Raw genomic sequence first — 26,300 nt, forward strand, 5'->3', positions numbered from 1 at the left:
CTCGTGGTTGGTGAGTGCCATTCATCCGAGAGCGGCGACCGGCGGCACCGGGACGGCCGCGACGAGCGCGAACGCACCGGTCAGCACGGCCCGGCCGAAGAACTGCCCGCCCCGCGCGCCCAGCGCGAAGGAACGGACCGAGGGCTGCGCGAGGCGCGCGCCCCCCGGCGGGAACGCGACGTCGATGTCCTGGAACGAGAACCGCGCCGGCAGCGCGAGCGCCCCCGTCTTGTAGAGCGCCTCCTTGGCGCTCCAGAGCAACGTCTCGAGGGCGGCGCGCGGGGCGCCCGCCGCGGCGCCCCGCGCGAGGCCCTCGCGCTCGCGCGGGGTGAAGTGCTCGTCGGCGAAGCTCGCCGCGCGCGCCTCGACCCGCTCCACGTCGACGCCGACCGCGCGCGCCGTGGTGACCGCGGCCGCCGCGAGCTCGCCCGCGTGCGAGAGCGACAGCGCGAACGCGCCGTCCTCGAAGCGCGGGCGGCGGCCGGACGGCCCCGTCACCGCGCAGGCGAGGTAGTCCGCGCGCGGGTGCGCCTCGAGCGAGGCCGCGTCCAGCGCGACCAGCGGTGCGCCGCGGCCGGCGGCGAGCTCGAGGCGCAGCCACTTCGCCGCGACGCGCGCGCACGCGGACTGCGCACGCCGGGCCGCGACGCGCTGCGCGGCGCACGCGCGGCGCTCGCCGGCCGTCAGGTAGGGCTCGAGGCGCGCCGCGGTCTCGGCGTCCGCCCGCGCGACCGCGATGGCGAGCGGCGGCGTCACGGCGCCCCCAGCGTCAGCGCCGCCTGCGCCGCCGGGCGGGCGTCCGCGGCCACGCGCCCCATGACACGCCCCTCGAGCCCCTCGACCTCCAGAAGCACGCCGCCCGAGGGGTCGAGCGCCTGCGCCCACGCGCCGAGGACGCGATCGCCCGCCGCGGTCGGGACCGTGGCGACGAGCCGGATGGGGACGCCCGCGTCGCGGAGCGCGAGGTCGTTGGCCGCCGTCCCGAAGCGGATCCGGTCGACGCCCCCCGCCGCGCACACCGGGAACGCGCCCGCCTCGTCGCGGCGCAGGGTGCCCAGCGACAGGAGCGCGTCGAGCAGGAGGAACGGCGTGGCCGCCCGGCGCTGCCCAGCGAGGGCGCCGTCGGTCGTGAGGCGGAACCGGGCCTCCTTGAGCGCGGCCCCGAGCACGAAGGTGCCGAGGTGATCGAACCAGCCCGCGTGCCGGACCGGCGAGCCAGGGCTCGCGTACGGGTCGCGGACCAGGGGCCCGTCGACCCACCCGGCGTGCCGCGGAGCGAGGCTACCGCGGTCGACGTGGATCGGGCCGAGCTCGACCACGCAGGTCGCGAAGACCACGCCGGCGCGGAGGATCACGCCCGACCGGTGCACGAAGTCGCCGCGCACCTCCACGGCGCACGCGACGCGGCCGCCGGCGAGGCGCTCGCGGCGGGTCGTCACCGCGCGCACGTCGCGCGGCGCGTCGTCGGCGAGGCGCAGGAACTCGAGGAAGCGCACGTCGCGCACCTCGCGGACGAGCGCGCCGCCGCCCGAGGTCGCGAGCGCGTGCCGGACGGCCAGGTCGACGAGGTAGGCCCCGGCAGCGACGGCGCTCGAGCGCGCCCGGTGGTCGGAGAGCCACGGATCGACGCCTGGATCGAGCGTCCACGCGCTCGCGGGCGCGCCGTCCGCCGCGACTGCTGCGTCTGCCTCAACCGCCGCGTCCTCCGCGACGATGCGCGGAGCGAAGCGCTCGATCTCGCCGTCGCCGAGCAGGACCTGGGCCGCGCCGGCGGGCGGCTCGGCGACGAGGTCGAGGAAGATCCGCCTCCCCTCCTCCGGCTCGACGCCCCGGAGCCCGCGCGCCGCGCCGAGCGCGCTGTACTCGGACCCGGCGGTCATGCCGACGCCGTTCCAGCCGAGCCACGCGATGCTCGACCACGGGCCCGCGCCCGCCTCGGCGGCGAAGTACGCCGCGGCGCGGTTCATCGCCTCGTTCGCCGCGCCGTAGTCCGGCTGCCCGTCGTTGCCGAGCACGCTGAACGCCGAGGTGACGAGGTGGACGTGCGGGCGCGCGTCGGGCAGGTGGCGCGCGAGGGCGCGGCGGAGGTGGGCGAGGCCGGCGAGCTTCGTGTCGACGATCCGCTCGAACAGATCGAGCGGCTTCGACGTGAGCCGGCTCGACACCTGGATGCCGGCGCCGTGCACGACCAGATCGACCCGGCCGTACGCCGCCGCGACCGCCGCGACGGCGCGGTCGACGTCCTCGCCGCGCGTCACGTCGACGGCGTGGTAGTCGACGACGCGGCGACCGGCGCCCCCGGCGCGCAGCTGGGCGAGGACCCGGTGCGCCTCGCGCGCCGCGCGGAGGCGCGCGTAGCGGTCGCGCAGGACGCCCATCCTCAGGCCCGGGCTCTCGCGCAGGGCCTCGGCATAGAAGTCCCGCTCGTACGCGTCGAACGCCGCGTCGGTCATCGCGAGCGCGCGGGCCGGAGCGTCCTCCAGCCGCGAGCGGCCGAGGAGCACGGCGCGGCAGCCGAAGCGGTCGAGCAGGCCCTCGACGAGCTCCGCCGTGATGCCGCGCGCGCCGCCCGTCACGAGCACGACCGAATCGGCGCCGAGCTGCGGTACGGCGCGCGCGCGCGGCCTCGCGGAGGCGCGGGCGAGCTGCACGGCGTGCCGCGCGCCGCCGAGATCGACCACCTCCTCGGGCACGGCGGGCCGGGCGTGGCGCCACTCCTCGGAGAGCGCGCCGAGCGCGGCCGCGGCGTCGCGCGCGCCGGTGTGGACGACGCGCACGTCGCCGCCAGGGAGCTCGCGCGCCAGGGATTTCACGAAGCCGCCGACCGCGCCGCTCACCGGCGCGAGCCGCCCATGGAGGTCCACGGCGGAGGCGACGACGGCGGCGAAGGCCACCTCGCCGCGCGCAATGGCGCCGTAATAGCGGCGCGCCGCGCCGAACAGCGCGCGCAGCGCCGGCCTGTACGAGCCCGGCGCGCCGTCGACGAACGCGAGCGCGTCCGTGGCGCGGGTGAGCACGACGACCGCGTCGACGTCATCCGGGGCCAGGGCCGCGAACGACGCGCCGAGCCGCGCCTCGTCGCGGGCGTCGAGCGAGGGCGCACCGCCGGACGCCTCTGCTCCAGGCGCGGCGAGATCGCGCGGGGTCCCGGCCTCCGCCGTGCCGGACGCCTCCTCGACGGCGAGCGCGAGGACGCGCGCGCGCTCCTCGTCGGAGCGGGCGGCGCGCCGCACCTCCGCGGCGAGCGCCGCGTCGGTGCAGACGTGGAGGACGCGGGATGGGACGCGCGCCGACGGCCCTGTCGCCGGCGCGGGGGCGATCTCGGGGACGAAGCCGTGGATCGGCGTGCCCGTCGCGAAGCCCGAGGCCGCTCGCGCCGGCGCGACCGACGCGGCCTCGGGGGGCGTGACCTGGACGGCGCGGGGATCGGACGGCCAGCGCACCAACGCGGCGCCGTGCGTGCGCGCGCCCCGGATCGCCGCGTGGAGCTCGACGGCGCCCTCGGCCCCGCGCAGCCGCGCGCTCGATCCGCCGACCGCGAGCTCGCGGGCCGAGGGGCCGCGCCCCGCCGCGCCGCCGACGCCCTCGGCCGCGCCGGCGACGAGGTGCAGGCGAGCGAGCACCGGCCAGGCGTGGCGCGCGGCGGTGTCCTCGGTGCACAGCGCGACGAGCAGCGCCGCCTCGCCGACCGGCCGCGGGTCACAGGTAGCGGACGCGCCCCGCGCGACGTCGTCGCTGAAGGCGCTGACCGCCCCCGCGAGCACGACGTCGCAGTCCTCGTCGAGCACGAGATCGGCGGCCGCGAGCGCGTCGAGCAGCGAGGTCGCCGAGGTGTCGACGACGAAGTTCGGCCCGCGCAGGCCGAAGACGTTGGCGACGCGCCCGGAGATGACGTTGGGCATGTTGCCCGGCTGCGTGTACGGCCCCGTCGCGGGCGATCCCCCGCGGAGCGCGTCGGCCGTCGCGGAGGCCAGCGCGGGGCTGACGCCGCGCGCCCGGAGCGCCCGCGCCACGCGGTCGGCGAAGATGCGCTCGTTGGCGCGGGCGCCGCGGCGCGTCTTGCCCTCGTGGCCGACGACGACGCCGATGCGCTCGCAGAGCTCGCGCGCGGGCAGCGCCGCGAGCGCCTCCTCCGCGGCCATCGCCGCGAGCAGCTGCGTCGGGTCCATCGCCTCGAGGGCGTCCGGGAGGACCGGCGCGCGGGCCGGCAGCCGGAGCGCGCCCTCGTCGAACGCGAGGACGTCCGACGGGGAGCCCGCGGTCGCGCCTCCTGTGGCTGGGAACACGGACCCGACCCCGACGACGCACAGCGCGCGGCATCCTCCGCGCGCGCGCGGACGCGCGGGGTGGCGCTCGAGGCGGTGCTCCTCGACGACGAGGTGGGCGTTGGTGCCGCCGAAGCCGAAGCTGTCGAGCGCGGCGCGCAGCGGGGCTCCGCCCTCGGCGGTCCAGGGGGCGGCCGCCGTCGGGATGGCGAACGGCGAGCGCGCCAGATCGATGCGCGCGCTCGGCGCCTGGAACCCGTGCTGCGGGAAGAGCGTGCGCTCCCGGATCGCGAGCACGACCTTGATGAGCGACGCGACGCCCGCGGTCCAGCCCGTGTGGCCGAGCAGCGACTTGACGCTGCCCAGGGCGATGCGCGGGGCGCCGGCGTCGCCTGCGTCGCTCGCGAACACCTCGGCGAGCGCCTGGAACTCGGTGGCGTCGCCGACGGGCGTCGCCGTGGCGTGCGCCTCGACGTACTGGACGCTCCGCGCCTCGACGCCGGCCCGCGCGTGGGCGCGCCGCATCGCCAGGGCCTGCCCGCGGCGCTGCGGCACCGTGACCGACGGGCTCGGGCCGTCGCTCGACAGGCCGCTGCCCAGGAGCACGGCGTCGACCCGATCGCCCCGCGATCGGGCGTCGTCGAGCCGCTCGAGCACGACGACCGCGGCGCCCTCGCCGAACACGACGCCGTCGGCGGACGCGTCGAAGGGGCGGCTGCCGGTCGCGGAGAGCCCGCCGAACTGCGAGAACTGGCACGCGTTCGTCGGGCCGGGCTGGTAGGCGCCGCCGGCGATCACGACGTCGGCGAGGCCGCGGTGAAGCATCGCGGCGCCCAGATGCACCGCGTGCATCGACGACGCGCAGGCCGCGTCGACGAGGACGGTGCGCGCGCCCTCCCCCACCACGTCGCGCACGACGCGCGCGAGCGGCTCGAGGTGGCCGCGGCACGCCGCGCGCCGCCCGGCGTCGAGCCCGAGCTCGGCCGCCAGCGCGTCCACCACGGCGGCCCGGGCCGCCTCGTCCGCGGCGGCGCCGTCGAGCGCGCGCTCGACGCCGAGCAGCAGCGTGGCCTCGTCGTGCTCGATCGAGCCGTCGGCCGTGGACCCGAGGAGGCATACGATCCGCAGGGGCGCGCCGCCGCGGAGCGCGGCCGCGTGCGATCGGGCCTCGGCGAGCGCGCACGCCAGCATGCGGGCCGTCTTGGGCAGCCGCTCGAGCGCGCGCGTGTCGTAACCGGTCTGCTCGGCGTAGGGGCCGAGGGCGTCGACCGTGCCGACCAGCAGGCTGTAGGTCTTGTCGGCGGCGCGGCCGCGGTTCAGGAAGTCGGTCGCGAGCTCCGGGTGCCGCTCGCCGGTGTCGGCGATCCCGCACGTGCCCGCGAGCAGCTGCGCGAGGTAGGCGTCGACGCCGCCGGCCCCCGGCAGCACCGCGCCCATGCCCACGATCGCGATCGGCGCCGCACCCGCAGCGGAGGCGGCGTCCTCGCGCGGGCTCGCGGCGGCGTCGGGGCTCACGGAGCCCGCGGCAGCGGCGGGGCTCGCGGCCTCGCGCGGGCGGCGGCCCTCCGGTTCCTCCGCCGGGCGCGGCGCGACCGCCGTGAGCGCGCGCCCCGGGGCGCGCAGCGCGTCGATCACGCGCCGGTGCTCGGCCACGACGTCTTCTCCCGCGCGGAACGTCGAGATCACGCGCAGATCGGTCCCGGGCGGCGCGCTCCGCCGCGCGAGCGCTGTCAGGGCGCCGCCGCCGCCGCACTCGACGAAGGTGCGTACCCCCGCCGCGAGGAGGTCGCGCACGGCCGCCTCGAAGTCGAGCGGCGTCACGATGTGCACCGGGAGCAGGCGCGCGGGCGCGAGCGGGCCGTCGCCGTAGTGGACGCGATCGATCGGCGAGTACGTGGCCAGCGCGGGCCGCGCCGCGCCGGCGCGCACGAGGGCGCTCGCGAACGGACCGACCGCCGGCGCGAGCAGCGGCGAGTGGAAGGCGTAGCGGCTCGCGAGCACCGTCGCGCGAACGCCGGCGCCGGTGAGCCGCCGCTCGAGCGCCGCGATGCCGTCCGCCGTGCCCGACGCGACCGCCTGATCGGCCGCGTTCACCACCGCGACGAACACGTCGTCCCGGCCGAGCGCATGCACCTCGTCGCGCAGGCGCTCCGCGCCGGTGTGGGCGGCGAGCATGCGGCCGGGCGGCGCGCCGCGGAGGGCGAGCACCCGGCGGCACACGACCTCGGCGGCCGTCGCGAGGGGAAACGCGCCGCCCGCGGCCAGCGCGGCGATCTCCCCGAGGCTGTGCCCCGCCACGACGTCCGGCTCGAGCCCGGCGGACCGGAGCAGCGCGACGGCGACGTGGTCCTGGACGAGGATCCCGAGCTGATCGAGATCGACGCACGCCTCGAGGGCGGCCCGCGCCTCCGCCTCGCCGGCGGTCACGAGCGCCGCGAGCGAGGCGCCGAGCAGCTCGCGCGCCGCGGGCTCGGCCGCGGCCACGGCCTCGCGCGCGGCGTCAAAGCGCGCGTGGAGCGCTCGCAGGAGCCGGAGGTCGAACGAGCCCTGGCCCGGCAGGAGCAGCGCGATCTTGCCGGCGACGCCGCCGCCCTCCCGCGCGGCCTCCCCGGAGCGCCCAGGCGCGGCCTCCCCGCCCGCCGCGGCGTCCGCGCCCCACCGCGCCCTGTGCGGGCGCGCCTCGTGGAGCGGCCCCCGCGCGACCTCGGCGGCGTGCCGGAGCAGGCGCTCGGGGAAGAGCTCGCGCATCGCGGAGCCGCCGCGCAGGCAGAGCTCGACGAAGCGCTGATGCGGAACGCGCTCGTCGAGGGCCCCGACGTGCGCCGTCACCGACCTGGGCAGCGGCGCGAGCTCGTCGCTCGCCGAGGCGACGGCGACGATGCGCTGGTAGCCGCACGCCACGGGCTCGCCGTCGAAGCGGACCGTGCGGAAGTAGCCGTACGCGCTCGAGCGCGTCACGGCGCCGAGGCTCATGAAGATCGCGACGCGCTCGCCCACGCGCACCGGCGCGAGGTTCCGGCTGTACCCCTCGGTGGTGAGCAGCCGGATCGCGGCGCGATCCTCCTCGTGCGGGAGCGTGCCGTCCGCGGCCTCGGCGAAGTAGAGCGTCTCGCGCGCGATGCACTGGAAGCGGAAGTTCGTGAGGTAGTGATGGCTGCCATAGGCCATGCTGTCCTCGAACTTCACGCAGTACGGAACGACGAAGAACTCGCCCATAGATCCTCTCCACGCAGCCCGCCCGCGGCCGGCGCCGACGCACGCCTGGCACCGCGTGCCAGCCGCTGTTTCGTGCGCTCCTCACCGTTGCGCCGCTCGGGCTGTTCGAATAAGTGTACCTACACGTAAATGCTCGGAGCGCGCCGCGGGCCAGTGGCCTCCGGTCGCGCGGGTGATGCCGCGATGCTCGCCTCGGCGCCGCCGCGCCCCTTGGCGACGGATGACCGATCGCTTCGAGGGATCGGCCAGCGCGCGCCGGGGCCGCCAGGACCGCCGACGCCGAGCAGGCGTCGTGCGGACGAGGCGGATCCACGTCGTCGAGGACGAGATAGGTGTAGCTACACCTGAACGGATGTCAAGCCGCGATCCTGGACGTGATTTGACGGACCCGGTCGAAACGGTGTAGATACACTGGTGACCGATTTTGCCCGCGCCGCCCAGATCATCGCGAGCCAGTGCGCCCTCGTGCGCGTCCGCCGCGCGTCGCGCGCGCTGACGCGGCTCTACGACGACAGCCTGCGCGCGGCTGGGCTCCAGTCGACGCAGCTCACGATGCTCGCCGCGGTCGCGACGTGCGGCGACGAGGGCGTGCAGCTCAGCGCGCTCGCGGACGGGCTCGTCATGGATCGCACGACGCTGACGAGAAACCTCGTGCCGCTCGAGAAGGCGGGCCTGCTCCGCGTGGCGCGGGCGCCCGGCGACGCGCGCGTCCGCATCATCTCCCTGACGCGCCAGGGAGAGCGCGCGATCGAGGCGGCGTTCCCGCTGTGGGAGCGGACGCAGAAGCACGTCCGCGAGCAGCTCGGCGAGAGCAGGGCCGACGCGCTCCGCGAGGAGCTCGGCCGCGTCGTGGCCCTGGCCACCCGGCCCGAGAAGGCGGCGGAACCCGAGCGGACGAAGCAGAGGGCGCCGACGCAGCAGAAGGCGCGGACGGGCAAGCGCAAGGCGACGTGAGGGGCGTGGAGCGCGCGGTCGGGCTCGTCGGCGCGGCCACTTGGTGTACGCTCCGGCCTGATCGAGGCGTATCCCCATGAACGCGAGCGACCGACGCGCCCCCGGACCGAGCACCGGCGAGGCCATCACGGGCCTCCTGCACGCCGCCCAGGAGGGCCAGAGGGACGCCGCGGACGCCCTCCTCCGCGCCGTCTATGCCGAGCTCAAGACGATCGCCTTCGCCCGGGTCCGCCACCTCCGCGCCGGGCAGACCCTCGGCCCCACAGCGCTCGTCCACGAGGCGTACGAGAAGCTCTTCCGTGACGGCGAGGCCCGCTTCCAGAGCCGCGCCCATTTCTTCGGCGCCGCCTCCCAGGCGATGCGCGATCTCCTCGTCGATTACGCGCGCCACAAGGCCGCCCGGAAGCGGGGCGGCGATCTGGTGCGCGCCCCCGAGGAGGACATGCACGAGCTGCCCCTCGCGCTCGATCTCCCCGTCGAGGACCTCCTCGCCCTCGACGATGCCCTGCGCAGGATGAGCCAGGAGCACCCGCGCAAGGCCGAGATCGTGATGCTGCGCTACTTCGCGGGCCTGACCGAGGACGAGATCGCCGAGCTCTCGGGCGTGACGACGCGCACGGTCGAGCGTGACTGGCGCTTCGCGAAGGCGTGGCTCTACCGGGCGCTCCACGGCGGAGATGAGCCCGCCCCTTGATCCGAGCGAGGTAGAGGCGCTCTTCGAGGCGGCGCTCGATGAGCGCGACGAGCACCGCCGGGCGTTCCTCGAGGCGCGGTGCGCGGGCCGCCCGGAGCTCCTCCGGGAGGTGTGGAGCCTGCTCCGGAGCGACGGCGCCCAGCCGGACGGGTTCCTGAAGGGCGCCGCCATCGCCCTCCCCGGCAGCGACGAATCGCTGAGCCCCGGCGCGCGCATCGGGCGGTTCACGGTGCTCGCCAAGGCCGGCCAGGGCGGGATGGGCGTCGTCTATGCGGCCTACGACGCGGAGCTCGACCGACGCGTCGCCCTCAAGCTCATCGCGCCGGGGAGGTTCGATCCGGAGGACCGGGCCCGCCTCGTGCGCGAGGCGCAGGTGATGGCCAGGCTGTCGCACCCCAACGTCGTCCCCATCTACGAGATCGGCGAGCACGAGCGGGGCGTGTTCGTGGCGATGGAGTTCGTCGACGGCCGGACGCTGCGCGACCTGCGCGGCGAGCAGCCCCGCGCGTGGGAGGCCACGCTCGCCGCCGGGATCCAGGCGGGCCGCGGCCTCGCGGCGGCGCACCAGGAGGGGCTCGTCCACCGCGACGTCAAGCCGGACAACATCCTGATCGGCAAGGACGGCCGGGCGCGCATCGCCGATTTCGGGCTCGCGCGCCTCCACGTCGAGGAGGAGCGGCCCCTCTCCGGCGGGGGCCCCGAAGCCGACATCGCCGGGGCGGACGCGCTCCGCGCGCCGCTCACGGCCGGGAGCGCGTTCATGGGGACGCCGGCGTACATGGCCCCCGAGCAGGCCGAGCGGAGGCCGGCGACGGCGAGGAGCGATCAGTGGAGCTTCTGCGCGACGCTCTACGAGGCGCTCTACGGGGAGCCGCCGTTCGAGGGCGAGGACGTCCGAGCGCGGCTCGACGGGGCGCGGCGCGATCTCCTGAGGCCGGCGCCGGCCGGCTCGAAGGTGCCCGCGCGGGTCCGCGGCGCGCTCGCGCGCGGGCTCCGCGCCCGGCCCGAGGAGCGGTGGCCGAGGCTCGACGATCTGCTGGGCGTCCTCGCCGACGAGCTGGCGAGGAGCTCCGAGTTCGATCTCACGGTCTCCAGGCGCGAGCGCATCCGCTTCGGCCTCCTGATCGGCGCCCTCGGCGTCGTGATGGCGACGGTGGGTATCGGCCGCGTCGTCCCGGTGGTCCGCCCCGTGGACCTCTTCGCCATGGGCTGCGTCACGGCGCTCGCCGTGCTCACGCTGCTCCGGGTCTTCCGCCGCCCTCTCTCGAAGAGCGCGGTGAACCGGCGGATCGGCCACGTGGTGAAGGTGCTGCTCGTCGCGATGCTCTTCCACCGGGCGCTCGCCGTGATCACGGACGAGCCCGTGGAGCGCGCGCTCGCGACGAACCTGCTCCTCTTCGCGGCCGTCCACGCGACCGCCGCGCCGAGCCTGCCGAGGGCGAGCTGGCTAGCCGCCGCGCTCTGCGCGGCGTGCGCGGCGGCCGCCGCGGTCTTCCCGGAGCACGCCGCCGCGATCTACGTCACGGGCGTGCTGGGCTCGCTGACGATCGCCATCGTTGTGTGGCACCTCGAGTAGCGCGCTGTCGCCTGTCGCTGATCGATTCACGACGCACGGCGCGCGCTGGAATCCAGCGAGAAGATCGTCGGCCGAGCGCCCGACCCCGCTAGGGGCCCGCGATGAAGCTGTCCTGGTAGCCCGGGTCCTCCACCGCGAGCGCGGCCGCGGTGGCCGAGAGCGGGCGGGTCGTGTCGAGCATGACCGCGAGCTCGCTCGTCTCGCGCGCCCCGAGGCTCGCCTCGTACGCGCCCGGGTGCGGCCCGTGCGGGACGCCGGCCGGATGGTGCGAGATGCTGCCGGGGCCGACGCCGCGGCGCGAGGTGAAGTTGCCGCGGCAGTAGAACAGGAGCTCGTCGCAATCGACCGACGCGTGGGGGTACGGGCAGGGGATCGCCTCCGGGTGGAAGTCGGTCGGGCGCGGCACGAAGCTGCAGACGAGGGCGCCGCGCGCGGCGAACGTCCCGTGCCAGTCCGGAGGCAGGTGCACGAGCCCGACGCGCGCCTGGAAGCGCTGGATCGGGAACGCGAACGGGTACACCGCCCCGTCCCAGCCGACGACGTCGAGCGGCGAGCGCTCGAGGGTGAAGCCGTGGAAGGCGCCGCTGCGCTTCACGACGAGCGCGCGGATGCCCTCGTCGAGGGGGCCGACGAACGTGGGCCGCCGGAAATCACGGTGCGAGTACGGCGCGTCCATCCGCAGCTGACCGACGTCGTTGCGCCACTTGCCCGGGAGGTGGATGTCCGCGGCCTCGATCGAGAGCCACCGCTGGGGCGCGGCGTCCGGGAGGAAGCGGTAAAAGAGCCCCTTCGGGATGACGACGTAGTCGTCCTGCTCGAAGCGGAGATCGCCGAGCATCGTGCGCAGCACGCCGCCCCCGTGGAAGACGAAGAACAGCTCGTCGGCGTCCGCGTTCGCGAAGTACACAGGATCGGCCGCGTCCGGCTGGGCGAGCCCGATCACCACGTCGTCGTTGAAGAGCAGCGGCACGCGGCAGTCGACGGCGGGCCCGCCCCGCCGCGGCAGATCCTGCGACCGGTAGTGCCGCTTCGCCAGCGGGCGCGCCGGCGCGGCGACCGGCAGCGTGAAGCCGTGCGCGGCCTCCGCGACCCGGTGCTCGTGCGGCCGGCGCTCGTGGTAGGCGATCGTGTAGGGGCCGTCGAAGCCCGCCCGCGTCAGGCACTCCTCGTAGCGGAGATCCCCCGCCTCGCTCCGCAGGGCGATGTGGTGCTTGGGCGGGACGATCCCGGCGACGACGCGATCGAGCATCAGCCGTGCCCCGCCTTCTGCTGCCGCTCGATGCTCTCGAACAGCGCCCGGAAGTTGCCGGCGCCGAAGCCGCGGTCCCCCTTGCGCTGGATGAGCTCGAAGAAGAACGGCCCGGCGTCGGGATCGCGGTGCGTGCCCGACGACTCCTTGAGGAAGATCTGGAGCAGGTAGGACCTCGCGCCGTCGCCGTCGACGAGCACCTCGAGCTCGCGCAGCTCCGCCACGTCCTCGTCGATCTGCCCGATGCCGAGCCGCTGCAGGCGCTCGGGCAGCATGTCGTAATAGGCGGCCGGGGTCGGCATGAACTCCACGCCGCGGCCGCGCATCGCGCGCACGGCGGCGAGGATGTCCTCCACGGCGAGCGCCACGTGCTGCACCCCGTCGCCGCGGTGCTCCTCGTTGAAGACGTTGATCTGCGAGCTCTTGAAGTGCGGCCGGTAAGGCTCGTTGTTCGCGAACTTCACGCCCGAGGCCGGGTCCCACATCACGGCCGAGCGCAGGCCCGAGCCGTGGTCCGCGTCCTTCGCCACGTCGTTCGTGTGGAACGCGATCTGCCAGAACGGCTCGAGCCCCAGCACGTGCTCCATCCAGAGCAGGGCGGGCGCCATCGTCTGGAAATTCGAGGTGATGTGATCGAACCGGGCGATCCCGAAGCGGTTCTCGCCGCCGCGCGGCGCGTCGTAGGCCACGCAGCCGGGGAACAGCGCCCTGTATCCGCGCCGCTCCACGAAGCGGAAGGTGGTGTCTCCGAACGGCGTCGTGATCGAGAACGAGGCGAAGGTGCCGCCCTCGTCCGTCGCCCTGTGAATCTCGTCGATCGGCGTGCCCCCGCGGCCGTCGAGCAGCCGGAAGGCGCGGTCGATGTCCTCCACCTCGAAGATGACCGTGCCCACGCCGTCGGGGTGCTTGCGCAGGTACCGCCACGCCCGCCCGCCCTCGCCGGCGGGCTGCGAGCAGACGACGACGCACTCGCCGGCCTGGAAGACGACCGACTGCTGCGCCGCCGCCGCCGTGAGCTCCGGCGAGCTCGCGGCGATCTCCTGGAAATCGAGCTTCTCCGTGTAGAACCTGCGGCTCCGCTCCAGGTCGCGCACGTAGTAGTGCAGCGCCTCCACCCGCTTGATGCCGATCGACTCCACCCTGGCGCTCATCCGGGTACCACCCGCTGCGCGATGCGCCCGAACAGGCTCTCTCCCGCGCGATTCAGCATCTCGATCATGATCGTGTCTCCTGGCTTCATGAAAGGCGTCGTGGCCGCGCCGTCCGAGAGGATCTCGAGCATGCGCTTCTCGGCCAGGCACGACACGCCGCGCGCCGGATCCCGGTTCGAGACGGTGCCGCTGCCGAGGAGCGTCCCCGCCGTGAAGCTGCGCGTCCTGGCGATGTGCTCGATGAGCTCGAAGAACGAGAAATGCATCTCCGGGCCGGCCTCGGGATCACCGATGAGCGCGCCGTTGTAGGTCGAGCGGAGCCTCAGGTGGACGCGCCCGTCGCGGAGCGCGTCGCCGAGCTCGTCGGGCGTGATCGCGAACGGCGAGAACGCGGTGGCGGGCTTGGAGCGGAAGAACCCGAACCCCTTCGCGAGCTCGGCGGGCACGAGGTTGCGCAGCGTCACGTCGTTGGCCAGCAGGAAGAGGCGGATATGCCGGTGGGCCTCTTCGCGGCGCGTGCCCTGCGGGGTATCGCCGAGGACGGCGCAGACCTCGGCCTCGAAATCGAGGCCCCAGGCCTCGTCGCGCAGGACGATGTCCTCGGTCGGGCCGAGGAGGACGCCCGAGCCGCCCTGGTACACGAGCGGATCGGTCGTCAGCGTCTCGGGGGGCTCGGCGCCGCGCGCCTTGCGCACGAGCACGATGTGGTGGATGTACGCCGAGCCGTCGACCCACTCGTAGGCGCGCGGAAGCGGCGCCGCAAGATCTTCCACGGCGAGCGGGGTCACCGCCGCGTCGCCCCGCTCGATATCGTCCGCAATGCGGCGGAGCGCGGGCTCGGCGCGCTCCCAGTCGTCGAGCGCGGCCTGGAGCGTGGGGAGGGCGGCGCCGGCGGGCGCGTAGGCGAGGCCGTCGCGACGGACGACGACGAGCGTGCCATCGCGGCCGGGGCCGCGGAGAGAGGCGAGCTTCATGCGCGTGCGATCTCCCCATGGCGCCCCGGCAGTCGCTTCGTCTCCGCCGGACGAGCAGGAACCCCGTCGCGCCTTCCAGGGCTCGTCCTCGTTTGCGCGCTGTGCACCGGGTGACCGGTTGAACGGATCCGCATGAACACCGGATTCAATGGTTTCACGACGCCCCACGATCTCGCGCGGAGCGCCATGGAGGTGATTGCAATGATTTCGTACCCGATCCCTCTGACTCGCGGCATAGGCATACGCGCCTATGCCACGGATCGCAGGCGCGACCCCCCACCGTCCCGGGGATCACTTTTGCAGCTGGACGCCCAGGAACAGGGCGTTCCCCTTCGCCCCCGACAGATCGCTTCTTTGATAGCCGAGCGCGACACGCGCGGCGTGCCCCTCGATGATGTAGCCCACCTGGGCATCGATGAGCAGATAGGAGTCGGCGTTCTTCGGCTTCGCCTGTTGCAGTCGGACCAGAGGCTGCAACTTCCCGACGCCGACGTTGCTCGGCGTGAGGTAGCTCGCGAGCGCAAAATAAGAATAGTCGAACCTCTCGAAGTCGCCGAAGTACTTGTAGAACGCGCCCTCGAGCGTGAGGGTGCCCGACGCGCCGAGGTTCTTCTCGAACAGGAGGTCGGCGTTGACCTCGCCGTAGGTGTCCTTGCGCGGGATGCCTGCGGGCTCGCCCGCCGCAGGGGGAGGCAGCGATTCGACCGAACCTTCCTTCTGCACCTCACCCGCCACGCCGAGCGCGAGGATGCTCTTCTCCCCGAGGTACGTGGCCTTCTGGTAATAGGCTGGCTCCGGGTCGAGCACGCTCAGGTTGAGCCTCGCCGTGTAAAGCGGGCTCACCGAAGAGTCATGCAGGTTGAAGGCCCCCACGTAGTACTTGAACAGGCCGCCCGCCGCCTTGCCCCAGGCGGTCACCCCATCGTTGCGCCCGAAAGGCCCCTGTCTCGGCCCGATCGGCGGCGCGTAGGGCTCGAAGAACCCGGGGTAGTTCCAGGGCCCCATCGACCACGGCCCGGAGAATGCGGAGCGATCCGACGGCACGATCATTCGACCGATCCAGACGTTCAGCAGATCATGAAACTGGAACTTGGCGATGACGTCACGGATGGTCACGCTGCCCGTGATGTTGCCCCCGGTCGGGGTCGGCCCGAACTGAGCGACGACCGCGCCCTGCAGGCCGATGAATCGGTTGATTTCGCCTGAAAACGAAAGATCCAGCTCTCCGTCCCCGAGCAGCCGGTCCATCTTCTCGCGCTCGCCGGGGTTCTGTAAGCGACCTCCGACGCGGGCCCAGGCCGCGACGCTGACCGGCTTCTTCCATGGCTCCTTCTCCGCCGGCGGCGCCGTCGAAGCTGCACCAGGCCCGGCAGCGCCCTGCGGCGCCGGCGCGCCGGCGTTGGCTTCCGCAGGCGGCGCTGGCGCCGCGCTCGCGTCTGCAGCGGGGGCCGCGATCGGCGGAGCTTCGCCCGCGGGCGCCGGCGGCGCCTCGGGCGGCGGTTGTGCGCCTGCCGAACGATGGAAGGAAGTGATGCCGAGGATGACGGCCAAGAACCCTGCGCCGACATCGCCCCGGCGTCTCGCCGCTCTCGTCTGTGTGCTCATGCGTTCTCCGTGTCAGGCCATCCGAGGCCTTGAAGCTCTCAGCCGCGCTCGCGCCCCCTAGCCAATCTCGTACACCGTGAGCCGCACCCGGTCGGCGAGCCGCTCGCCCACGGACAGGGCCAGCACGGCGTTCAGCCGCAGGAGCCCCGGCGCCGAGGTGCGCATGCGGATGGCGGTTCGGAAGTAGTAGAGCCCGGGGTCCACGGCCTCGCCGCGCCCGAGCGCCGCCAGCACCTCCGGCGGCCCGGCGCGGACGCCTTCGGAGAGGATCTCCACTGTCCCATGGCCGGCGATGTCGAGGATGTAGTGGGCGGAGATGTCCATCCGCCCGTCGGCCCAGATCGTCTGCCAGTCGCCGCCCGGCAGCACCCGCCCCTCGAGGCCGCCGGCCACCGTGCCGCCGACAATCGGGATGAAGCGCCGGCCGGGCGAGCTCGGATTGATGGTGACCGGCGGGTCCACCGCCACCTCGAGCGTCATCAGAGGGATGAGGCGAGGGCTCACGCGCGGGGCTCCGAGGCGCGCTTCAGCCCGGTCAGCACCTTGTAGCGGGCGGCGATGGCCTCCAGCTCGCCCGGGGCGAAGACGTCCTCGATACGGTCGAATCCGTCGGGCGCGCGGTCCTGGGCCATCTGCATGCACTGCTCCGGACCGTTGCCGCGATTGGCCGCGACGATGGCGGCGGTGGCGGGCAGGCGCTGCGCCTCGTACGCGGCCAGCGCTTCCACGGGATCGGCGTGGGCGGCGAGCGCGCGGACCAGGGCGCGGGCGTCCAGGATGGCCTGGCTCGCCCCGTTGGAGCCGATGGGATACATCGGATGGGCGGCGTCCCCCAGCAGCGTCATGCGCCCATGGCTCCAGCGCGGCAGCGGATCGCGGTCGACCAGCGGGAACTCGTAGATCGCCTCGGCGTTCCGGATCAGGCCGGGCACATCCAGCCAGTCGAAGTGCCAGGCCTCGAACCTGGGCAGGAAGTCGGCGGGATCGCCCCGCCGATTCCAGTCCTCCCGTCGCAGGCTCTCGGCGACGGTGAGCTCGGCGATCCAGTTGATCGTCTGGCGGCCGTCCGGCCCCGGTGGGGAGATGGGATAAGCGACGAACTTCTGGTCCTGATGCCCGGCCATGATCATGCTGGCGCCGGTGAGGAAGGGCGCCGCCACGCTGGTCGCCCGCCACAGGATGCGACCGCCATAGACCGGCGGCCCCTCGTCCGGATAGAGGCCGGCGCGCGCGGCCGAATGGATGCCGTCGGCGCAGATCAGGAGATCGGCCGCAACCGTCCTGACCACGCCCTCGCGGTCGACGAAGCGCGCCACGATGCGGCCCTCGCCCTCTTCGTGGGCCAGGAGGCGCCGGTCGCAGATCACCCGGTCTGTGCCCAGCCGCTCGACGGCGGCGTCGAACAGCACGCCTTGCAGGGCGCCGCGGTGCAGGGAGATCTGCGGCGCGGCGTGACCCGCGAAGCGGCCGCGCGGCTCGCCCCAGATGCGCTGGCCGAAGCGGTTGAAATAGACAAGCTCGCGGGTCGCCACCCCGTGGGCCATCAAGGCCTCGACGAGGCCCAGCTCGTCCAGCACCTCGGCGGCGTGGGGCAGGAGGTTGATGCCGACCCCGAGCGGCAGGATGGTGGGCACGGCCTCGAACACCGTCACCTCGTGGCCCGAGGCGTGTAACGCCAGAGCTGCGGCCAGGCCGCCGATCCCGGCGCCCGCGACGATTACCTGCATGAGTCCTCCCGCAGACATGCGGCGTGACGCCGCACCTCGTTGAAGCCGCCGCCGAGCGGGCGAAGCGCGCGACGAACAGCGCCGCCAGCGCCAGCAGCAGCCAGTCCTCTCGAACGATCCAGCAGGCGGCGACCCTCGGGACGGCGCAGGCCGAAGGCCCCGCCGCCCCAATGGCGCCCGGCGCGCGGCCGGGCGCGGATCGCCTCCGCCCTTTGCTCACTCAGCGGCATAACGTCCACGAATGGTCATCACCGCGGCGGCCACCCCGGCCGACAGGACCACTGGCACCATGGCCATGGCCACGCCGGCGGGGCCCCAGCCCTGCCCCAGCAGGTGGCCCGCCACCAGCGGCCCGCCAATGGATCCCAGCCGGCCGGCGGCGATGGAGGCGCCGGTGGCCAGCCCGCGCGCCCGCGCCGGGTAATAGAGCGGGATGACGCCATAGAGCGAATATTGCGCGCCCAGCAAGAAGAAGCCGGCCAGCCCGGCGAGCGCCAGCACCGGCAGCAGGCTGCTCGCCCCCGCCAGGCCGAACAGCGACAGGGCCAGGGCGGGATAGGCCGCGATGATGGGGAGGCGCGGCCCGAGCCGATCCACCAGCAATCCGATGACCCAGCAGCCGATGACGCTCCCGACATTGAAGGCGAAGGCGGCGCCAGCACCCCCCGTTCCGCCCAGGCCCTTGGCCGCCACCAGCGACGGCAGCCAGTTGAGCAGCAGATACAGCACCAGCAGCGTCAGGCCGAAGGTGAACCAGGCCAGCAGCGTGACCAGCAGCCGGCCATGGCCGAACAGCGCCTGCCCCCCGCCTGGCTGCTGGGCGCCGCTGGCCGCGGCTGCGCGGCTGTCGGGCATCAGCCGCGCCATGACCGGCAACAGCAGCAGCGGCAGCACGCCGCCGGCCACGAAGATGCTGTGCCAGCCGAACCGCGCCAGAAAGCCGGCCGCGAACAGCGCCGCCAGCGCGCCGCCGGCCGGCATGCCGCTGAACATCAACGTGGTGGTGCGGGTCCGCCGGTCGGCCGGCGCGATCTCCAGGGCGATGGCCACCAGGGTGGGCATCGCCGCCCCCAGCCCTGTCCCGGCCAGGAGCCGGTAGAGGCCCAGCGACACCGGTCCTCCCGCCACCACGGTCGCCAGCGTGAACAGGCCAAACACGCCGACGGCCAGCATCAGCAGCGGCTTCCGGCCCATGCGGTCGGCCATCCAGCCGCCGGCCAGCGCGCCGCAGACCAGCCCGACCATGCCGGCCCCGAACACGACGCCCGCCTGCCCCGGCGTCAGGCCGAGGGCGGGGATCAGCAGGGGGGCGGCCACGCCGACGGCCTGGATGTCGAACCCTTCCAGCAGCGCGATGAAGAAGCACAGCGACAGCGTGACGGCGCCGCGCGGCGCGTGAGGGGGCGATGCGCCCATGGGGAAACCTCCCGTTTCGTTCCCGTTGCCCGGGATGGTTGCAGCCGGCGGCAGCCGAACCGATGCGGTGTTTGAACGTAGCTGGTGGAGCGTGACGGACCCGAGGTGACTGCAACGACTTCGTACCCGAGCCCTCCGGCTCGAGGCATAGGCATACCCGCCTATGCCTCGAGGCGAGCCGTTCTCAGGCGACAGGATTTTTGCTGCCGCGATGGGGGTCGGGGCGGAGGCGGGCGCGGAGGCTGCCGGATCGCTGACACGCGCCCTCGTCGAGAGCCCGGAGCGGTGCTCTCTGGATCCACTCTCGCTCTCGCGCCGACTCGCGGCCAACGTCCCGCTCTGGCCGACTGCCCTCCTGGTGAGGACAACAGCACAAGTGACCTGACGAGCTCAGCGACGAGGAGAGGAATGGAGGGATGAATCACACAATGTGTGGGTGCATGGGCGGACAATGCCAGGATGGCAACCCGGTGCGCCGCGGCGCGCGGTGGTCCAGGAGGCGCGGCGCCGGCAGCGGCCGTCGTCCGGCGGTTCACGGGACCTCGCCCGGGCTGAGCTCGACCAGCGGCTCCGCTGCCTGTCGATGCGTCGTGGGATCACCGAGGCTGACACCCTGAGGAGCTCTTGCTCTACGCTCCTCCCGATGCCTAGCGACGCTCCTGCCGATCTCTGCTCGCTCGCCTTCACCTGCAGCGTCGACCCGCTGCTCATGCTCGATGGAAGCGGTCGGATCCTGGCGCTGAACCCCGCCGCCGAGCGCCTCTCCTCCACGCCCGGCGCGACGGCGCTGGGGAGGCCCGTCGATGAGGTCCTGCGGCCCGATGCGCCCCTCGGCGCGCTGCTCGAGCAGGTGCTCCGCGATCGCGCCCCGCGCGCCCTGCCGCCCGACTTCACCCTCCACCTCGCGAACGAGCGCGCCGTCCTCGCCGAAGGCAGCCTCAGCCCGCTCGTCGACGCTGCGGGCGCGTGCGCCGCCGTGCTCCTCGCGCTGCGCGACGTGACCGAGCAACGCCGGGCCGAGCGGGCGGCGTGCGAGCAGGGAGCGCGCCTGCAAGCGGCCGTCGAGGCGCTCGACGTCGGCTTCGTCATCTACGATACCGAGGAGCGGCTCCGCTTCTTCAACACGGCTTACAAATCGCTCTACCCCGAATGTGCCACCGCCATTCAGCTGGGCAATACGTTCGAAGAGGTCGTCCGCGAGGGCTGCCGGAAGGGGATCCACCTCCACAGCGGCCTCGGCGAAGAGGAGTGGGTCGCCGCTCGCCTCGCGGAGCATCGCCGCCCCGGGGACGTCTTCGTGCGGCGGTTCGGGGACCGCTGGATCACCCTCAAGAGCGGCCGCCTCCCCGACGGCGGCTTCGTCGGGCTGCGGATCGACACCACCGCGCTCAAGGAGGCAGAGCTCGACCTCGAGCGCGAGCGGCAGTTCATCCGCCTCGTGCTCGACACCATCCCGATCGTCGTCACGGTCAAGGATCGGGACGGCAAGATGAAGCTCGTCAGCAAGAGCTACGCCGAGCTGTACAACACCACGGTGGAGAGCGCGGTGGGAAAGACCGTTGACGATCTGCCGCGCTCCCACGCCGAGCTCTCCGCCATCGGCGAGATGGACCGGGAGGTGCTCGCGCGCATGCAGCCGGTCTCGCGGGTTCAGCCCGTCACGCGCCCGAACAGCAAGACGCGGTGGATGTCCGTCGTCAAGGTGCCTCTCGTCGAGCAGGACGGCACGGCGCACATCCTCGCCATTGGAACGGACATCACCGCCCAGCGGGAGCACGAGGAGCACATGACCGCCACCATCGCCGAGCTCGAGCGGCAGAAGCAGGCCATCGCCGGTCAGCTCGCGGTCATCCAGCGCCAGCAGGCGCTCATCCGCGCGCTGTCCACGCCCATCCTCCAGGTCGCCGAGGGCGTGCTCGCCGTGCCCCTCATCGGCGCGCTCGACGACGCCCGCGCGGCCGACGTCACCGGCAAGCTCCTCGACGAGGTCGTGCGCACAGGCGCTCGCTTCGCCATCATCGACGTCACCGGCATCGAGAGCGTCGACGCCGCGACGGCCGATCACCTCGTCCGCATCGTCCGCGCGATCCGCCTGCTCGGCGCGCGCGGCGTCCTCACCGGCATCGGGCCTGCCGTCGCCCAATCCATGTGCGGCATCGGGGTCGACCTCTCGGGCGTCACCACACACGGCAACCTCCGCGCCGGCATCGAGGTCTGCCTCCGCGCGCTGTCAGGTCGGCGCTGAGCGATGCCGGCGTTTTCCGTCCTCCGCGAGGGCGACGAGGAAAGGAGCGTGTCTGCGGCCGCCGCGTCCTCTACTGCAAGAAGATGGTGACAGAGCCGTTATAGGCGCTCGTGCCGCTCGGGAACTTGCCGGAGGTGTTGCGCGGTTGATCGCGGCAGTTCGAGTAGCTCCCATCGCCTTGCGGCTTGTCGCACGCGTCGCGGCAGCTGCCGACGGCCGTGACGACGCAGTCGTCCAGCGATGACCCGCACACCCGCTGGATCGAGGTCTGATCGGGTGACAGGCAAGCGTAGTAAAGAGGCGGAGTCGCGAAGATGTTGCCATAGTAGGCCCCTTCGCGCGTCGCGTACGCGGCCCGCTCCGCCGAGTCGGAGGACAGCTCGCTCTTGTTCCCTCGCATCGAGATGGGGGTCGGGATCCCGAGGTGGTTGATCCTGGAAAGTACGCATGCCGACACCCACGCCTTGCACGCATTGTCGCAGGATCCGCCCGAGTCGCCCCATTTCTTGTGGAGGCCGATCCCGCCATCGAACCCATAGACCACGCCGTCGATATCGATATCGAAGTGCGCCCCCAGCGGCAGGGCGCAGCTCACAACGTACTTGAGCAACTGGCGCGCGAGCGGATCTCGGAGCGCGTTCGACGTCAACGCGTTCGACGTCAGCGCGTTCGATGTCAGCGCGTTCGACGTCAGCGCGTTCGATGTCAGCGCGTTCGACGTCAGCGCGTTCGACGTCAGCGCGTTCGACGTCAGCGAGTTGTCGACGACGGCGGCCTGCTCCGCGACGCCGACGTCGGACGGTTCTTCTCCCGGCAGGCCCACGCAAGCGACCAGCGACGTCACCAGGGCAGGACACAGAACCAGAGCGCTTCGGTACTTCATGGACAATACCCCCCTTGTCCATCTTATTTCCAGATGAGCCTCCATGGAACCGACTCGCTGTACGAACCACGTATCCGGGCAGAGTTCGAATCTCTACCGGGGTGCGCCTGAGTCACGCTTCGCGAACGGTTCACCGGGCCGCCCCAGACAGCGTGGGACTCCTCCTGCCGCTGAACGGCGCGGCGCTCGGTGAGCGCTGGTTCACGGCGGCACGAGCACCGCTGCCCCGGACATGCGGCCGTTCCGCAGATCGTCGAGCGCCTCGTTGGCCGCAGCCAGCGGATAGACGTTCACCTCCGTCCGCACCGGCACCCGCGGCGCGAGCGCGAGGAACTCCTCGCCGTCGCGGCGCGTCAGGTTCGCCACCGACCGCAGCACCCGCTCGCCCCACAGGATCGAATAAGGGAACGAGGGGATGTCGCTCATGTGGATTCCCCCGCAGACAACGGCGCCGCCCTTGCGTACGGCGCGCAGCGCGGCCGGCACCAGCTCGCCGGCCGGGGCAAAGATCAGCGCCGCGTCGAGCTCCTCGGGGGGCGCGTCGAAGGAAGCGCCCGCCCACTCGGCCCCCATCGACAGCGCGAACGCGCGCGCAGCGTCGTCCCCCGGCCGGACGAACCCGAAGACGCGCCGGCCCTCGAAGCGGGCGACCTGCGCCACGAGGTGGGCGGCGGCGCCGAACCCGTAGATGCCAATCCGCTCCGCGTCCCCCGCCAGACGCAGCGTCCTGTACCCGATGAGCCCGGCGCAGAGCAGCGGCGCGGCCGAGAGGTCCGGGAAGCCGTCGGGGATCGGGAAGCAGAAGCGCGCGTCCGCGACCGCGAGCTCCGCATACCCGCCGTCGATCTGGTACCCGGTGAAGCGCGCCCGATCGCAGAGGTTTTCCCGTCCTGCACGGCAATACGCGCACACGCCGCAGGTCCAGCCGAGCCAGGGCACGCCGACGCGTGCGCCGGTCGCGAACCGCGGCCCGTTGCCGGGCGTTGGCGCCTCCTCGAGGACCTCGCCCACGATCTGATGCCCGGGCACGAGCGGCAGCCTGGGGTCCGGCAGCTCACCGTCGACCACGTGCAGATCGGTGCGGCACACGGCGCAGGCGCGCACGCGGAGCAGCACCTCGCCGGGCCCAGGCCGTGGAGCGGGCCGATCCTCCATCACGAGCGGGCTCTTCGGGGCTCTCAGGACGAGGGCGCGCATGGCTCCACGCCGAGCATATTGCGGACCGCGCCCCCCGTCCTGCACGCGAGCCCACGAGATCGCCTCCCCGGCGAAGAGGGCGTCGCCGTCCACGCCGGGACCGCTGTACAGGCCGGGATCTCCCACCCCTTCTCGCGGATGGTCTCGAGCGTGTCCAGCCTGGCTGCCTCGTTTCGATAGCAATGCACGCCGAGCCTCGCCCCTCGAACCGGCACCGGCGCTCCGGAGGGGCCCCGCCAGCCGTGCCCTCCCCCGCGATCGAGGATACCCAAGGTCCCGCCGATAGCAGTTGACACTGCGCGTGTGAGCGTTCACAATCTGCGTCAGCGGGTATCCTTTCGCTTCCCCGGTGAAGGGGTCGCCACGCGCGCCGAGACCTTGATGTCCCGTTCGACGTCGGCATCGATTCGCTCGGTCGTCGCGGAAGCGAGTGACGGTGAGCTCAATCAATTTGTCCGCGGCTGGAATCGCAGTCCTGGCCAGTGGCAATCTTTGTACAGCAGCGATACCAGCTGCGGTTCATGTGTTGATATAGCATCGCTTTGTCAGAAATATCTCCCTCTCGCCGCCCCTGACGCGCGGCGCTGTCGTGTTGAAGTCCGGGCCCGCTGAGAGGGCCATCCATGCCGCACTCTCGAGAGGTTGAGCCAGGGATGGGGGAGATGTTCCATGCGGATTGCAACTCCTCTCGAAGGGAGCTCCGATGCTACCGGCGGCGAGGTGCAGCCCGTGACCGCGCGCGCGGCGGTCGCTCCGTCGACGCCTCCGCCCGCCGGCGCAGTCTCCGCGGCCGGCGTGCAGGCCACGCCGCTCGACTTCGCCGAGGTGTACGAGGAGCTCTTTCCCTTGGTCTTTCGGACCGTGCGCCGCCTCGTCGCGGACGTCTCCGCGCGCGAGGACGTATGTCAGGAGGTGTTCGCCGTCGTGCACCGGCGGCTCCCGGAGTTCCGGGGACGCTCGTCGCTGAAGACGTGGGTTTTCGGGATCGTGGTCAACGTCGTGCAGGCGCACCGGAGGTCGCAGCGCCGCCAGAGCCCGGCCCACCGCGGGACAGGGGAGATCGTGGATCCCGAGGAGCTCGCGGGGCCGAGCGACCTCAGCCCCTACGAGGTCATGAAGAGGGCGGAGGCCGCGCGCGTGGTGCACGACCTCCTCGCGTCGCTCGACGAGGAGAAGCGCGTGGTGCTCCTCTTGGCCGAGCTGGAAGAGCTTCCGGCGTCGGAGATCGCGGAGGGGATCGGGGTGAACATCAACACCGTGTATGCGCGGCTGAGGGCCGCTCGACAGGCGTTCTCCGACGCGGTGCAGCGCCACCACGCCAAGATCCGAGGAGGCCGCCATGGATGAGCCGAGGGCTGGCGAGCAGGCGCTCGCCGCCGACCCTGGATTCATACGACCCACCGCGATCTTCACCGCCATGCCCACACCCGGTCGATTTGATCACAAAAACAGTGCGCTCCGGTCACAAGACGGAACTGCCGATTCCACACGCGGGAGCCGACGATGACATTTAGACTGGACCGAGTGTTCGCGAGTCCATGGATCGCTGCCGGGGGGTGCCTCCTGAGCATCTCGTGCACCGGCGCCCTCGGGGACGATGGCCCTTCGGAGGATACTCCGGGGCAGACCCCGGACCAGGGTGCCGCCATCGCTGTAGACAGGATGCCTCTCCACCACATGACAGCGTCGGAGTACAACTCCACCGTCGCCCATCTCCTGGGAACGAGCCTGCGGCCCGCGGACGGATTCCCGGCCTTCGGCGCGAAGGGCTTCGACGCAAACGTCAACGCGCTCTCGAACCTCTCGCAGGTCCTGGTCCAGGGGTATTATGACGCCGCCAGGACGCTCGCCGAGGACGCGTTCTCGGACGAGGCGCAGCGCGCCAAGATCCTCGTGTGCGAGCCGGGAGAGGGCGCGGGCGACGCGTGCGCGCGCCAGATCATCGAGCGCTTCGGGCTGCGCGCCTTCCGGCGCCCGCTCGAGGCGGCGGAGGTCGACCGGTACGCGGCGCAGTACGACGACGCGCGGACCACCCTCGAGATGTCCCCGGTCGAGGCGGTGCAGCACGTCGTCCGGACCGTGCTCACGTCGCCGCATTTCATCCTCCGGATCGAGCTGGGCCCCGACTCGGCGAGATCGCCGGGCGCCCTCAACGGCTACGAGGTCGCGTCGCGCCTCTCGTACCTGCTCTGGAGCTCGCTCCCGGACGACGAGCTCTTCGACGCGGCGGAGGACGATCAGCTGGCCACCGCGGACGAGCTCGAGGAGCAGGTGGACCGCATGCTGGCCGACCCGAAGAGCGCCGCCTTCTTCCAGAACTTCTACGGGCAGTGGCTCGGCACGCGCACGCTCCCCAGCCACAACGCCGACACGAGCCAGTTCCCGAACTGGGACGATGAGCTGAAGAGCGCGATGCTCGACCAGGTCAACGACTACTTCGCCAGCTTCACGACCGGCGGGCGGCCGTGGTCCGAGTTCCTCACGGCGCCCCACCCGGAGAGCCGGCTGATCGAGCCGCTCTATGCGAACGACCCCGAGGGCGTGCGCGAGGGGTTCCTCACGCTCCCAGCGTTCCTGACGCTGTCGTCCCGCGCCGACCGGACCTCTCCCACGTCCCGCGCGAAGACGATCCTGGAGCAGCTCTTCTGCGCGCCCATGGTGCCGCCCGCCAACGTGGATATCCCGGAGCTCGGCGCCGCGGACGGGGAGGAGGGCGGCGTCACCAACGTGCGCAAGGAGCTCGAGAAGCACCGCGCGTCGCCCGACTGCGCGGGCTGCCACGACGTGCTCGACCCGATCGGGTTGAGCCTGGAGAACTTCGACCCGATCGGCGCCTACCGGACCCAGTACCCGAACGGCGACCCGATCGACGCGACGGGGGTGTACGAGGGCGCGGCGTTCGAGGACATCTCCGGCCTCGTGCCGGCGCTCGTGGAGGCCGCCCGGTCGGGGGCCTGCCCGTCCGAGCAGCTCTTCAGCTATGCCCTGCGCCGGCGCCCGAGCGCCGGGGACAGGACCAGGATCAAGGAGATCGCCGCGCGCTGGGGCGGCGGCACGATCGCGGATCTGGCGAAGCAGGTGGTGGCCAGCGAGGCGTTCCGCCTTCGAGCGAAGGACTAGGCGCGGTGAGGCTGCACGCGTTGTTTCT

The 26,300-nt window shown here is 73.0% G+C and carries 17 protein-coding genes; 6 read left to right on the plus strand and 11 right to left on the minus strand.

Features of this window, described 5'->3' with window-relative positions:
* Nucleotides 1-21: 21 nt before the first annotated feature.
* On the minus strand, nucleotides 22-756 hold the full coding sequence (locus tag WMF45_RS27525; protein ID WP_437707449.1) for a 4'-phosphopantetheinyl transferase superfamily protein: 735 nt from the start codon (nucleotides 754-756) through the stop codon (nucleotides 22-24).
* Nucleotides 753-7,481 (minus strand): SDR family NAD(P)-dependent oxidoreductase, encoded by a 6,729-nt coding sequence (locus WMF45_RS27530; RefSeq protein WP_437707450.1) that lies wholly within the window; start codon nucleotides 7,479-7,481, stop codon nucleotides 753-755. The genes WMF45_RS27525 and WMF45_RS27530 overlap by 4 nt, the downstream gene beginning before the upstream one ends.
* A gap of 414 nt (nucleotides 7,482-7,895) precedes the next feature.
* On the opposite strand from WMF45_RS27530, the gene WMF45_RS27535 reads away from it, so the two are divergent.
* From WMF45_RS27535 to WMF45_RS27545, 3 genes are all read left to right on the plus strand, one after another.
* Nucleotides 7,896-8,435 (plus strand): MarR family winged helix-turn-helix transcriptional regulator, encoded by a 540-nt coding sequence (locus WMF45_RS27535; protein WP_437707451.1) that lies wholly within the window; start codon nucleotides 7,896-7,898, stop codon nucleotides 8,433-8,435.
* 76 nt (nucleotides 8,436-8,511) lie between these two features.
* The gene (locus WMF45_RS27540; protein WP_437707452.1) at nucleotides 8,512-9,129 is read left to right on the plus strand and encodes an ECF-type sigma factor; all 618 of its coding nucleotides are present in this window, start codon (nucleotides 8,512-8,514) and stop codon (nucleotides 9,127-9,129) included.
* Nucleotides 9,113-10,705, plus strand: coding sequence for a serine/threonine-protein kinase (locus WMF45_RS27545; RefSeq protein WP_437707453.1), 1,593 nt, complete (start codon nucleotides 9,113-9,115; stop codon nucleotides 10,703-10,705). Before WMF45_RS27540 ends, WMF45_RS27545 begins: the two co-directional genes overlap by 17 nt.
* Nucleotides 10,706-10,793: 88 nt before the next feature.
* Here WMF45_RS27545 and WMF45_RS27550 read toward each other — a convergent pair whose 3' ends face one another.
* From WMF45_RS27550 to WMF45_RS27580, 7 genes are all read right to left on the minus strand, one after another.
* A complete protein-coding gene (locus tag WMF45_RS27550; RefSeq protein ID WP_437707454.1) occupies nucleotides 10,794-11,954 on the minus strand; it encodes a homogentisate 1,2-dioxygenase in 1,161 nt (386 codons plus the stop codon).
* Nucleotides 11,954-13,105: a 4-hydroxyphenylpyruvate dioxygenase family protein gene (locus WMF45_RS27555; RefSeq protein WP_437707456.1), complete on the minus strand. Its 1,152-nt coding sequence runs from the start codon at nucleotides 13,103-13,105 to the stop codon at nucleotides 11,954-11,956. The genes WMF45_RS27550 and WMF45_RS27555 overlap by 1 nt, the downstream gene beginning before the upstream one ends.
* The gene (locus WMF45_RS27560; protein WP_437707458.1) at nucleotides 13,102-14,079 is read right to left on the minus strand and encodes a fumarylacetoacetate hydrolase family protein; all 978 of its coding nucleotides are present in this window, start codon (nucleotides 14,077-14,079) and stop codon (nucleotides 13,102-13,104) included. The genes WMF45_RS27555 and WMF45_RS27560 overlap by 4 nt, the downstream gene beginning before the upstream one ends.
* A gap of 291 nt (nucleotides 14,080-14,370) precedes the next feature.
* Complete coding sequence (locus tag WMF45_RS27565; RefSeq protein WP_437707460.1) at nucleotides 14,371-15,684, minus strand: hypothetical protein; 1,314 nt, start codon at nucleotides 15,682-15,684, stop codon at nucleotides 14,371-14,373.
* 57 nt (nucleotides 15,685-15,741) lie between these two features.
* Complete coding sequence (locus WMF45_RS27570; protein WP_437707462.1) at nucleotides 15,742-16,188, minus strand: DUF3237 domain-containing protein; 447 nt, start codon at nucleotides 16,186-16,188, stop codon at nucleotides 15,742-15,744.
* Nucleotides 16,185-17,411: a flavin-dependent oxidoreductase gene (locus WMF45_RS27575; protein WP_437707464.1), complete on the minus strand. Its 1,227-nt coding sequence runs from the start codon at nucleotides 17,409-17,411 to the stop codon at nucleotides 16,185-16,187. Before WMF45_RS27575 ends, WMF45_RS27570 begins: the two co-directional genes overlap by 4 nt.
* 216 nt (nucleotides 17,412-17,627) lie before the next feature.
* The gene (locus WMF45_RS27580) at nucleotides 17,628-18,827 is read right to left on the minus strand and encodes an MFS transporter (protein ID WP_437707466.1); all 1,200 of its coding nucleotides are present in this window, start codon (nucleotides 18,825-18,827) and stop codon (nucleotides 17,628-17,630) included.
* A gap of 643 nt (nucleotides 18,828-19,470) precedes the next feature.
* Between WMF45_RS27580 and WMF45_RS27585 the strand changes: the two genes are divergently transcribed.
* A complete protein-coding gene (locus WMF45_RS27585; RefSeq protein WP_437707468.1) occupies nucleotides 19,471-21,072 on the plus strand; it encodes a PAS domain-containing protein in 1,602 nt (533 codons plus the stop codon).
* A gap of 70 nt (nucleotides 21,073-21,142) precedes the next feature.
* On the opposite strand, the gene WMF45_RS27590 is transcribed toward WMF45_RS27585, so the two are convergent.
* Both WMF45_RS27590 and WMF45_RS27595 read right to left on the minus strand, forming a co-directional pair.
* Complete coding sequence (locus tag WMF45_RS27590) at nucleotides 21,143-21,955, minus strand: hypothetical protein (RefSeq protein WP_437707469.1); 813 nt, start codon at nucleotides 21,953-21,955, stop codon at nucleotides 21,143-21,145.
* A gap of 201 nt (nucleotides 21,956-22,156) precedes the next feature.
* Nucleotides 22,157-23,152, minus strand: a complete 996-nt coding sequence (locus tag WMF45_RS27595; RefSeq protein ID WP_437707471.1) for a zinc-dependent alcohol dehydrogenase family protein — start codon at nucleotides 23,150-23,152, stop codon at nucleotides 22,157-22,159.
* Nucleotides 23,153-23,821: 669 nt separating this feature from the next.
* Between WMF45_RS27595 and WMF45_RS27600 the strand changes: the two genes are divergently transcribed.
* Nucleotides 23,822-24,499, plus strand: coding sequence for an RNA polymerase sigma factor (locus WMF45_RS27600; RefSeq protein WP_437707473.1), 678 nt, complete (start codon nucleotides 23,822-23,824; stop codon nucleotides 24,497-24,499).
* Nucleotides 24,500-24,829: 330 nt separating this feature from the next.
* The gene (locus tag WMF45_RS27605; RefSeq protein ID WP_437707475.1) at nucleotides 24,830-26,272 is read left to right on the plus strand and encodes a DUF1592 domain-containing protein; all 1,443 of its coding nucleotides are present in this window, start codon (nucleotides 24,830-24,832) and stop codon (nucleotides 26,270-26,272) included.
* Nucleotides 26,273-26,300 lie beyond the last annotated feature (28 nt).

Origin of the sequence: Sorangium sp. So ce448 (genome assembly GCF_051520915.1) — a bacterium.
In the GTDB taxonomy this organism is placed as follows: domain Bacteria; phylum Myxococcota_A; class Polyangia; order Polyangiales; family Polyangiaceae; genus Sorangium; species Sorangium cellulosum_B.